General features: G+C 69.0%; 10 protein-coding genes. 6 read left to right on the forward strand and 4 right to left on the reverse strand.

What is annotated here, in order from left to right:
• Positions 1–63 precede the first annotated feature (63 nt).
• On the forward strand, positions 64–264 hold the full coding sequence (locus tag BM310_RS09505; RefSeq protein WP_089806875.1) for an HEWD family protein: 201 nt from the start codon (positions 64–66) through the stop codon (positions 262–264).
• Positions 265–281: 17 nt separating this feature from the next.
• Positions 282–596, forward strand: a complete 315-nt coding sequence (gene cutA / locus BM310_RS09510) for a divalent-cation tolerance protein CutA (protein ID WP_089806877.1) — start codon at positions 282–284, stop codon at positions 594–596.
• Positions 597–677: 81 nt separating this feature from the next.
• Here the strand turns inward: cutA and BM310_RS09515 are convergent, their stop codons facing one another.
• Together BM310_RS09515 and BM310_RS09520 are read right to left on the reverse strand one after the other, a co-directional pair.
• Positions 678–1,355 (reverse strand): HAD-IIB family hydrolase, encoded by a 678-nt coding sequence (locus tag BM310_RS09515; RefSeq protein ID WP_089806879.1) that lies wholly within the window; start codon positions 1,353–1,355, stop codon positions 678–680.
• A gap of 32 nt (positions 1,356–1,387) precedes the next feature.
• Complete coding sequence (locus BM310_RS09520; protein ID WP_089807135.1) at positions 1,388–2,563, reverse strand: Cdc6/Cdc18 family protein; 1,176 nt, start codon at positions 2,561–2,563, stop codon at positions 1,388–1,390.
• Positions 2,564–2,911: 348 nt separating this feature from the next.
• Here BM310_RS09520 and glpA point away from each other — a divergent pair, with 348 nt between their 5' ends.
• Genes glpA through BM310_RS09535 form a run of 3 tightly spaced genes read left to right on the forward strand, consistent with a single transcriptional unit; the run spans position 2,912 to position 7,233 of the window.
• Positions 2,912–4,672, forward strand: coding sequence for an anaerobic glycerol-3-phosphate dehydrogenase subunit GlpA (gene glpA / locus BM310_RS09525; RefSeq protein WP_089806880.1), 1,761 nt, complete (start codon positions 2,912–2,914; stop codon positions 4,670–4,672).
• A complete protein-coding gene (gene glpB, locus BM310_RS09530; RefSeq protein WP_089806882.1) occupies positions 4,659–5,927 on the forward strand; it encodes a glycerol-3-phosphate dehydrogenase subunit GlpB in 1,269 nt (422 codons plus the stop codon). Before glpA ends, glpB begins: the two co-directional genes overlap by 14 nt.
• A 4-nt stretch (positions 5,928–5,931) precedes the next feature.
• A complete protein-coding gene (locus BM310_RS09535) occupies positions 5,932–7,233 on the forward strand; it encodes an anaerobic glycerol-3-phosphate dehydrogenase subunit C (RefSeq protein ID WP_089806884.1) in 1,302 nt (433 codons plus the stop codon).
• Positions 7,234–7,281: 48 nt separating this feature from the next.
• On the opposite strand, the gene BM310_RS21375 is transcribed toward BM310_RS09535, so the two are convergent.
• On the reverse strand, positions 7,282–8,106 hold the full coding sequence (locus tag BM310_RS21375; protein WP_089806886.1) for a hypothetical protein: 825 nt from the start codon (positions 8,104–8,106) through the stop codon (positions 7,282–7,284).
• A 99-nt stretch (positions 8,107–8,205) separates the two neighbouring features.
• Positions 8,206–9,429 carry an FAD-dependent oxidoreductase gene (locus BM310_RS09545; protein ID WP_089806888.1) on the reverse strand — a complete coding sequence of 408 codons (1,224 nt, stop codon included), beginning with the start codon at positions 9,427–9,429 and terminating at the stop codon, positions 8,206–8,208.
• 201 nt (positions 9,430–9,630) lie between these two features.
• Here BM310_RS09545 and BM310_RS09550 point away from each other — a divergent pair.
• Positions 9,631–10,492, forward strand: an 862-nt coding sequence (locus BM310_RS09550) for an FGGY-family carbohydrate kinase (protein ID WP_245778453.1), incomplete at its 3' end; no start/stop codon positions are given.

The following is a 10,492-nucleotide window of genomic DNA, read 5'->3' on the forward strand; positions in this document are numbered from 1 at the left end:
TCGGCGAGCGGAGGCCTGCCGCAGCAGCAAACTTAACGCTGCGAGTCGTCGTCGTACGTACCGATGACGGAACCGAAACTCCGCACGCCGACGAGACGGACCTGCGAGCGGTGCGGTCGCGTGGAACGGTGGGACGCGGTGCAGACGACGTGGCGCGTGGCCGAGGACGACGGCGACCGGCAGGTCGGCAGTCCCTACTGCATCCACGAGTGGGATATCAACGGCACGTTCGCACCGTTCGAAGACGAGGGCGCGGAGGCCTGAGACGGCCGAGACCGACCGTGCCCACCGTCTACGTCACCGCGCCGCCGGACGCCGCCGACGAACTCGCCCGAACGCTCGTCGCGGACCGACTCGCCGCCTGCGTCAACCGCGTCGACTGCGACTCGGTGTACCGCTGGGAGGGCGAGGTGCACGAGGAACGCGAGGTGATCCTCCTCGCGAAGACGACCGACGACCGGTACGACGCCCTCCGCGACCGAATCGAGGCGGAACACCCGCACGACGTGCCCTGCATCGAACGGTTCGACGAGGCCGACGTGCTGCCGGCGTACGCGTCGTGGGTCGAAGACGAGACGACGCCGGGTCGAGACTGACGACGCCGGGTCGAGACTGACGACGCCGGGTCGAGACTGACGACGCCGGACCGGGACCGAGGGTCCGGGACCCGAAACGCCCTACTCCCGGAGGCGTTCCAGCACCGACAGCGTGCCGTCCATGTACGACTCGGTCAGCACCTCGTCGGCCGCGGCCGTCGCCGCCTCGTCGGCGTTGGCGACGGCGAACGACCGGCCGACGACGCCGAACGTCGAGGCGTCGTTCACGCTGTCGCCGACGGCGACGAACTCGGTCGGGTCCATCGACAGCGTCTCGCAGAGGCGCTCGAAGCCGACGCCCTTCTCGACGCCGGGCGTCTTCACGTGGTAGGCGTACCCCGTGTCGATGACCTCCATCTCGAACTCGGTGGCCACCTCGCGGAGCAGTTCCTCGTCGGCCGAGCGGTTCACCGCTATCTCGGTCTCCCGCCAGTAGTTGGTCTCGTCGAACGCCCCCCAGCCCAAGTCGCCACCGCGAGCGACGAACTCGTCGGCGACGGCCTGTGCGCGCTCTCTGTCACCGGTGTACGTCACCGTCTCGTCGGCGAGGACGACGCCGCCGTTCTCGGCGACGACGTTCTTGTCGATGCCGAGGTAGTGACAGAGACTGACGGGGTACGGGAACGCCTTCCCCGTCGCGAGGACGACGGGCGCGGGCCACTCGGGGAGGACGTCGAACGCGCGCGGGTCGAGTGCGCCGGGGTCGTCGGTGAGCGTCCCGTCGATGTCGAGGACGAGGGGCGGAGCGTCGGAGTCCATGTGACCGCGCTTCGGCGCACGGAGAGAAAGAATCACCGCCCGAGGCGATTCGCTCCGTCGCCGCCGAGTCGCTCGAAGACCACCGTCGAGAAGTTCGCCTCGGGCCGCGTCGGCGGTCGGCCGGGGCCGTCGTCGTCGCGTCCCGTCTCGACGCGCCGGAGGACGCCGTCTTCGGCGAGTTCGTAGAGGACGCGCTTCACCGTCGCCGCCGAGAGGTCCACCGAGGGGTCCGCGGCGACGGCGTCGGCGGCGGCGGTGACGGACGGCCGGTCGGCGGGGTCCAGCGACGCGAGGACGGCGAGGACGCGGCGGCGACTCGCCGGGAGGGCGAGGACGCGGGCGAGCGAACACCCGCCCCGAGGGACCGCCTCGCGCCCCGCCGCGACGTACTCGGCGTCGACGTGCGTCGCGTCCTCCCCCGCGGCGGCGACGGACGCGCCGAACAGGGCCGCGAGGCCGTCGTGCGCGTCGCCGTCGGCCCACGTGGCCACCCGGCTCACCGTCTCGTGGTCGACGGCGTCGCGGGCGAGGCCGTCGGACGCGCGGGCGGTCAGCACGTCGGCCAACGCGTGTCGGTCGTAACGCGGCACCTCGACCGTCTCCACCGAGGCGTCGGGAAACTCGCGGCCGACGGCGACGTAGGAGAGCGACCCCGCCACCGACTCGAACGCCGAGTCGAGCGTGTCGAGCGGCACCGTCCGCGACTCGCCGACGTGGTCGACGGCGACGACGAGGCGGCGCGACCGGTCGAGTTCGGCGCGGAGTCGGTCACGGAGGGTGGCGGTACCGACACCCTGTTCGGGCACGTCGGCGGCGGCGACTTCGGCGAGGACGGCGCGCAGGAGGGCGAACTCGGAGTCGGCCGCGCGCGCGTCGACGGCGGCGAACTCGACGGTCGGCGGGGCCGCCGCGCGCGTCGTCGTCCCGATGGTCCCCCCGCGGGACGGCGTCGTCGCGTCGAGGTGGTCGAACAGTGCGGTGACGACGGCCGACTTGCCCGCCCCCTTCGGCCCGACGACGCAGAGGTTATCGGGCAGACGGCCGTCGAAGGCCGGGTCGAGTCGGTCGAGCAGGCGTTCGAGCGTCGCCCCGCGACCCACCGGTTCCGCGAGGTGGGACGTGGGGTCCAGTGCGGAGAGGTTGCGAACGAGGCGGCGCGTTCCGTCACCGCGTCGCCGTCGCCTGTCGATTCGGTCGGTGAGTCTCATCGTCGAGTCGGCGGGTGGTGGCTGCTTCACCGAGGACCGATAAAAACTCCCGGTATCGAGCGGTCCGAGAGCCGGTCGATTTCGGGCTCGTGACCGACTCGCTGCGACTCCAGTTCTATCACCGACCGGTAGAGTCAGCCGGAGCTGAGAGTGGGCGTAACTATCGATAACTATCGTGAATGTTTGCGGCGTTCGAGCACCCACCGTGTCGAGTACGCGTCAGAGAGCGCCTGAGCGGTGTTTCTCGAACCGGTTCGGGTCGTGAATACGTCGCGGAGAATTAATTTACTGACGGTCCCGGACGAGAGGTAAAATAAAGTGCTGTCGGACCCACCTGTCGAAAGTGAGATGACCGAAACGCCGAGCGTCCTCGTCATCGGCGGCGGGTCCACCGGGTGCGGCATCGCGCGCGACCTCGCGATGCGCGGACTCGACGTGACCCTCGTCGAGAAGGGGAACCTGACACACGGGACGACGGGCCGGATGCACGGCCTCCTCCACAGCGGTGGACGGTACGCCGTGTCGGACCAGCCGTCCGCCAGAGAGTGTATCGAGGAGAACCGCGTCCTGCGACGTATCGCCAGCCACTGCGTCGAGATGACCGGCGGCCTGTTCGTCCAACGGCCCGAGGACGACGACGAGTACTTCGAGGAGAAGTTGGAGGGCTGTCGCGAGTGCGGCATCCCCGCGGAGGTGCTCTCCGCCGAGGAGGCCCGCGAGATGGAACCGTACCTCGCCAAAGACATCAAGCGGGCCATCCGGGTCCCGGACGCGGCAATCGACCCGTTCCGCCTCTGCGTCGCCAACGCGGCTGACGCCATCGACCACGGCGCGCGCGTCGAACCGCACGCCGAAGTCGTGGACGTCCTCGTCGAGGACGGCGAAGTCGTCGGCGTCGAGGTGCTCCACGGGGACACCCACCTCGGCATCGCGCAGGGCGAACCGGGCACGCACGAGAAGATGTACGCCGACTACGTCGTGAACGCGACGGGGGCGTGGGCCGGCCAGATCGGGGAGATGGCCGGCGTCGAGGTGGCCGTCCGCCCCTCGAAGGGCGTCATGACCATCATGAACGTCCGCCAGGTCGACACCGTCATCAACCGGTGTCGGCCGAAGGGCGACGCCGACATCGTCGTCCCGCACGAGACGACGTGCATCCTCGGGACGACCGACGAGGAGGTCGAAGACCCCGAGGACTACCCCGAGGAGGGGTGGGAGGTCGACCTGATGATAGACACGCTGTCGGAACTCGTCCCGATGCTGGCGGACGCCCGGACGATTCGCTCGTTCTGGGGCGTCCGGCCCCTGTACGAACCGCCGGGGACGGGGACGGAGGACCCGACGGACATCACGCGTGACTTCTTCCTCCTCGACCACGGCGACCGGGACGACCTGCCCGGGATGTCCTCCATCGTCGGCGGAAAGCTGACCACCTACCGCATGATGGCCGAGAAGATATCCGACCACGTCTGCGAGAAGGTCGGCGTCGAGGCCGACTGCCGGACCGCAGAGGTTCCGCTCCCCGGCTCCGACGACTTCTCCGTCCTCCGCGACTGGATGGACGAGTTCGGGATTCGCTCCCCGGTCGGCCGCCGGAGCGCCCAGCGACTCGGCTCCCGCACCGACGACGTCCTCGGCGACTGGAACCGGCCGAACCCGGTCGTCTGCGAGTGCGAGGCCGTCACGCGCGCGGAGATTCACGACGCGATGGACCACTCCGGCACCGACCTGAACGGCGTCCGCATCCGCACCCGCGCCTCGATGGGCAACTGTCAGGGCGCGTTCTGCTGTCACCGGATGGCCAACGAACTGTTCGAGGACCACAGCGAACTCGTCGTCCGCGAGTCGCTGGACGAACTGTATCAGGAGCGCTGGAAGGGAGAGCGACACGCCCTCTGGGGCGAACAGCTCTCGCAGGCGATGCTGAAGCACATGCTCCACGCGACGACGATGAACCGCGGCGGCGACCCCGCGGCCTCGGAGTCGGGCGTCGACTTCGCCGCGTTCGACGCCGGCGCGGGCGTGACGGCGGCGGCGGGCGGGTCGTCGGGCGCGGCGGACGACGACCGGGCGGCGACGGACGGGGGTGTCTCCGATGCCGATTCGTGACGACGTCCTCGTCGTCGGCGGCGGTCTCGCGGCCGCCACGTCCGCCCTCGCGGCCGCGGAGACGGGCAAGTCGGTCCGCGTCGTCGCGCACAAGAAGAGCACGCTCAGGCAGGCCAGCGGGCTGATAGACGTCCTCGGCTACGTCGAGGGGGAGGGGCCGCGCGCCGACCCCTACGCCGCGATGGCCGACCTGCCGGCGGACCACCCGTACCGAGTCGTCGGGGAGGAGGGCGTCAGGGAGGGGCTCCGCCTGTTCGACGAGGCGGTCGGCGGGATGTACGCCGGCGGTCACACGGACGCGAACGCCCTCGTCCCGACGTACGGCGGGACGGTCAAGCCGACGGCGCGGTATCCGGCGTCGGTCGAACCCGGACTGGCCAGCGTCGCCGAGGACACCCTGTTCGTCGGCTTCGAGGGGACGACGGACTTCGCGCCCCGCGTGGTCGCCGACCACGTCGCGGCCGCCGGCGTCCCGTTCGAGACGCGGGGCGTCCGCGTCCCGTTCCCGAAGGCGTTCCGCGACGACGCCCGCGTGACCCGGTTCGCGAAGGCGCTGGACGAGGACGAGTCGGCCGACGACCGGAGCGTCGGCGTCCGCCGCGCCCTCGCCGAGACGGTGAAGGACCGCCTCGACGGCGAGGACCGGGTCGGCTTCCCGGCGATGCTCGGCGACGCGCACGACGACGAGGTGCGCGCGGAACTGTCCGACCGCCTCGGCGCGACGGTGTTCGAGGTGCCGACCGGACCGCCGAGCCTCCTCGGCCTCAAACTGGAGGACCGCCTGTTCGACGCCCTCGACGAGGCGGGCGTGCGCATCGCCACGGGTAACCCCGCCGTCGGCTACGAGTCCGACGACGGCGAAATCGAGGCGGTGTACGTGGACCGACAGGGTAAGCGCGTCCCCTACCACGCCGAGCAGTTCGTCCTCGCGACGGGCGGACTCGTCGGCAAGGGCATCGACTCCGACCGCGAGAGCGTCACCGAACCCGTCTTCGACTGTCACGTCCCGCACCCCGACGACCGGTACGACTGGTCGGAGTCGGCGGCGTTCGGCGACCACGCGTTCGCGCGGTTCGGCGTCGTCCCCGACGAGGAACTGCGACCCACCACGGCGGGTGGCGAACCACACTTTTCGAATCTCCGCGCCGCGGGCGGCGTCGTCGGCGGTGCCGACGTGGCGCGCGAACACTCCGCGAGCGGTGTCTCGCTGGCGACGGCGGCCGTCGCGGGCGGCCGCGCGGGGGAGGAAGCCTGACCACATGAGCGACGCAGAGAACCCAACGAACCCGACCCCAGACGAACAGAGCGACTTCGAACCGGTGCAGGTGTTCGACGACGAGACGGAGATGGACCTCCGCCCCGGCGCGGACAACTGCTACAAGTGTACCTCCTGCGACACGTCCTGTCCGGTCGCGGAGGTGAACGACGACTTCCCCGGCCCGAAGTTCCAGGGCCCCGAACAGTGGCGGCTGAAGCGCAAGGACGACCAGGACATCGACGACTCCATCATGTCGTGTTCGAACTGCATGCGCTGTGACGACGCGTGCCCGTCGAGCGTCCCCCTGAGCCAGATGCACAACACCGCCCGCGGGGAGTACGTCGACGAGCAGATGGACAAGCTCTCCCGGGAGTACATCCGGAACAGGATTCTCGCGAACTACCGCCTCTCGGCCGAGTTCGCGAGTAAGGTGCCGCGACTGGCGAACTTCGTGATGGGCAACTCCCTCGTGCAGACGCTGTACGAGAAGACGCTCGGCATCACCGCCGAACGCGAGTTCCCCGAGTTCGCACAGCAGACGTTCCGCGAGTGGTGGGCCGAACGCGGCGGCGCGCAGGTGTCCTCGGAGGACAAGCGCATCGCGTACTTCCACGGCTGTTACTCGAACTACAACACGCCCGAGGTGGCGAAAGCGCTCGTCCGCGTCTACGAGGAGTTCGGCTACGAGATAGCCGTCCCGAGACAGCGCTGTTCGGGCACGCCGATGTTCGCCAACGGCATGCTCGACGACGCCGGACGCGCCGCGGAGGTGAACGTCTCGGAGTTCTCGGACCTCATCGACGAGGGGTACGACGTGGTAGCGTCCTGTACCTCCTGTTCGATGTCGCTCAAGCAGGAGTACCCCGAACTGTTCGAGTTCCACGGCACCGCCGAAGTCGCCGCCCACACCTACGAGGCGATGGAGTACCTCCGCATCCACGAGGACCTCGAATCGGAACTGGAGAGCGCCTCCGTCGAGGAGCAGTCGTTCGCCTACCACGCGCCGTGTCACGCCCGGAACCAGGGGCTCGACCGGCAGGCGGTCGAACTGTTCCGCGAACTCGACGGCGTCACCATCGAGGACGTGGGCGACTCCTGTTCGGGCATCTCGGGAACGTACGGCTGGAAGGAGGAGAAGTACGAGACGTCGATGAAGATCGGCGAGGAGATGTTCGACCACATGAGCCACGCCGAGGGGAACGTCGGCATGACCGAGTGTCCGACCTGCTCGATGCAGATGGAACACGGCACCGGCTACGACATCAAACACCCCCTCCAACTGCTCGAAGAGGCGTTAGTCTGAGCGACGCGCCGGCCGACGGGCGCGTCGCCGTCCGTTCCGTCCGCCGACTCAGGCTTCCAGTTCGATTCTGAGCGCGGTCGGTTTCCCGGAGTTGCCGCGGCCCGCGTTCACCACGAGTTCGATGGCGTCCAGGTAGCCCTCGTAGCTGTCGGCCCACCCGCTCCCGGTGTCGAAGACGATGAACTTCACCACCTCGGAGGCGTAGTCTATCTCTTCGTCGACGCCGTAGCCGTAGTCCTGCTGCCAGTTCACCGTTCCCGACTGCAATTCCTGTAGCGTCGGCTGACCGTAGAACCCGAACACGCCCGCCTTCGCCGCGTCGAAAACCGTCAGCTGGTTCGTCCCCGATTCCGTCGACCACTCCACCCACTCGTCCGCGGGCGCCGAGAGGTTCCGCGAGAGGTACGGTTCCAGCGTCAGTCTGTAGCCGTACCACGACGCCGTGTCGTCGACGCCGTCGGGTTCGGTGTAGACGTTGACGTAGATGTTCGGCGCGTTGTTCCCGTCGACCGGCGCGCCCACCTTCTTCGTGTGATACGTGAGCGACTGCACGTCCCCGAGCGTGAACGACCCGAGGTTCAGCGGTTTCGCCGTCGGGACGAGGTAGAACTGGAGTTTGTCGGTCCCCGCCGGCCCGTCCGCGTCGTCACCGGTCGTGAACCACGACCCGCGCTTCGAGTACGCCTCGTCCGTCGTCGGGAACGCCCGCGCCGCGAGTGCGTCCGCGTCCTTCGACCGGAGCACCACCTTCCGCGGCGCGCCGTCCGGTTTCGCTCCGGCGACGCCCACCGCCGACACCGTCGCCGCCGCCCCGATTCCCGCGAGGAACGTTCGTCTCGTCGTCCGACCCTGACTGCGTGTGTTGCGACGCATGCCGTCGTGTCGGTGACGAGATGCGATTAGTAATCTGCACGAACGGGGAGACTGTGCGGCGAAACGGACCGTTAATCCGGACCGTCGACCGGAGGCGTCTCAGCGGCGAACCACGTCCTCGTCCGTCGGTCCCGCGCCGCCGAACTCCGCCACGAGAGCGTCCAACCGCTCGGGGTCGTCCGCCCCGGGGAGTCGCTCTTTGGCGGTCCGGCAGTCGGCCTCGACGCCGAGTTTCTCGCAGACGCGGTCCGCCGTCGCCTCGGCCATCTGTCGGTACGTCGTCAGTTTCCCGCCGACGATGCTCGTGAGGTTGTCGACGCCGTCGTCGGCGTGGTCGATGCAGAAGAAGCCCCGGGAGATGCCGCGCGCGCCCTCGCGAGAGTTCTCGTCCGGCGCGTACAGGGGGCGGACTCCCCACCACGTCCGGACGTGGTCGGCGTCGCGGACGGCCGGCAGCATCTCCGAACACGCCTCGACCATCGCCTCGACTTCCCACTCGGACTCCTCGTAGTCGTCCGGGTCGTCCACCTCGATGCTCGTCGTCCCCAACACGACTTCGCCGTCGTGCGGGACGATGATGTCGCCGTCCGCCGGGTCGCGGGCGCGGTTGAGTGCCGGACCGAGTCCGTCGTACCGGACGGAGACCATCACGCCCTTCGTCGGGCGCATCTCGAGGCCGACGCCGGCCATCGCGCCGAGTTCGCCCGCCCACGCCCCGGCGGCGTTGACGACCTGTTCGGCGGCGATAGTGCCGTCCACCGACCCGCCGACGTCGACGCCGACCACCTCGCCGTCCGCGACGCGCACGCCCTCGACGGGCGCGTCCGTCAGAATCGTCGCGCCGTGGTCGCGGGCGTCCGCGGCGTTGGCCGCGAGGAGGCGCGAGGGGTAGACGACGCCGTCGGGCACCTTCATCGCCCGTTCGACGTCCTCGGAGAGGCCCGGCACCTCGGCCCGCGCCTCGTCGCCCGACAGCGTCTCCGCGGGGATGCCTATCTCCTCGCAGGCCGCCCGCTTCGCCTCGAAGTAGTCGGGGTCGTCCGCCGGGAGTTGCAGGAACAGGCCACCCGAGTCGCGGATGCAGTCGCCGGCTATCTCCCGCAGGATTCGGTTCTCCTCGATGCACTCGCGCGCGCCCACGGCGTCGGCCTCGGCGTATCGGGCACCGCTGTGGAGCAAGCCGTGGGACCGGCCGGACGTGCCGGACGCGAGACCGCCGCGTTCGACGAGCGTCACGTCCACGCCGCGAAGCGTCAGGTCGCGAGCGATACCCGTCCCCGTCGCGCCGCCGCCGACCACCAGCACCTCGGTATCGTCTGTCATCGGTAGAGGTTGGTCCGAACACCTATGGATGTAACGCCGCGACGGCGCCGCGGTACGCTCACCTGTCTAGAACGGCGACGTTCCGGAACATGAATACTAAGAAACATTTATCATAGTTCTTGCGGTCTGTTAACACGTTCGCCGCGTGGCGGTGGCGTCAGCGGTAGGTACCGACCCTGCCGAAACCGGAGCTGGTGTGACATGACAGAAGGAACGTATATCGGAGCGGTAGACCAGGGGACGACGGGTACCCGCTTCATGGTCTTCGACCACGGCGGGCAAGTCGTCACGAACGCGTATCGAAAGCACGAACAGATCTACCCCGAACCGGGGTGGGTCGAACACGACCCCGAGGAGATATGGGAGAACACGCAGGCGGTGATGCACGACGCCCTCGAAGAGGCCGGCGTCGACGCCGAGCAGTTGGAGGCCATCGGCATCACCAACCAGCGCGAGACCACCCTCATCTGGGACCGCGAGACGGGCAAACCAATCGCCAACGCCATCGTCTGGCAGGACCGCCGGACGACCGACCGCATCGAGACGCTTCAGGACGAGGGCAAAGAGGAGTGGGTCCGCGAGAAGACCGGCCTCGAACCCGACGCGTACTTCTCGGCGACCAAGGCCGAGTGGTTGCTCGACAACACCGACCAGATCAAACTCGCGCGGATGCGTCCCGACGACGTCCGTGACCGCGCCGAGGACGGCGAGTTGATGATGGGAACCATCGACTCGTGGCTCATCTACAAACTCACCGGCAACCACGTCACCGACGTCACGAACGCATCCCGGACGATGCTGTTCAACATCCACGAGATGGACTGGGACGACGAACTCCTCGAGGAGTTCGACGTCCCCGCAGAACTCCTGCCCGAGGTCCGCCCCTCCTCGGACGAAGCCACCTACGGCTCGACCGACGCGAGCGGCTTCCTCGGCGCCGAGATTCCCGTCGCGGGCGCCCTCGGCGACCAGCAGGCCGCCCTCTTCGGCCAGACCTGCTTCGACGCCGGCGACGCCAAGAACACCTACGGCACCGGCTCGTTCATGCTCATGAACACCGGCG

It is taken from the genome of Halogeometricum rufum (genome assembly GCF_900112175.1).
Classification (GTDB): domain Archaea; phylum Halobacteriota; class Halobacteria; order Halobacteriales; family Haloferacaceae; genus Halogeometricum; species Halogeometricum rufum.

Bases quoted from the DNA above. Each gene is read 5' to 3' on its own strand.
- BM310_RS09505 (WP_089806875.1), top strand. From the start codon at position 64: ATGACGGAACCGAAACTCCGCACGCCGACGAGACGGACCTGCGAGCGG.
- BM310_RS09515 (WP_089806879.1), bottom strand. From the start codon at position 1,355: ATGGACTCCGACGCTCCGCCCCTCGTCCTCGACATCGACGGGACGCTC.
- BM310_RS09520 (WP_089807135.1), bottom strand. From the start codon at position 2,563: ATGAGACTCACCGACCGAATCGACAGGCGACGGCGACGCGGTGACGGA.
- glpA (WP_089806880.1), top strand. From the start codon at position 2,912: ATGACCGAAACGCCGAGCGTCCTCGTCATCGGCGGCGGGTCCACCGGG.
- glpB (WP_089806882.1), top strand. From the start codon at position 4,659: ATGCCGATTCGTGACGACGTCCTCGTCGTCGGCGGCGGTCTCGCGGCC.
- BM310_RS09535 (WP_089806884.1), top strand. From the start codon at position 5,932: ATGAGCGACGCAGAGAACCCAACGAACCCGACCCCAGACGAACAGAGC.
- BM310_RS21375 (WP_089806886.1), bottom strand. From the start codon at position 8,106: ATGCGTCGCAACACACGCAGTCAGGGTCGGACGACGAGACGAACGTTC.
- BM310_RS09545 (WP_089806888.1), bottom strand. From the start codon at position 9,429: ATGACAGACGATACCGAGGTGCTGGTGGTCGGCGGCGGCGCGACGGGG.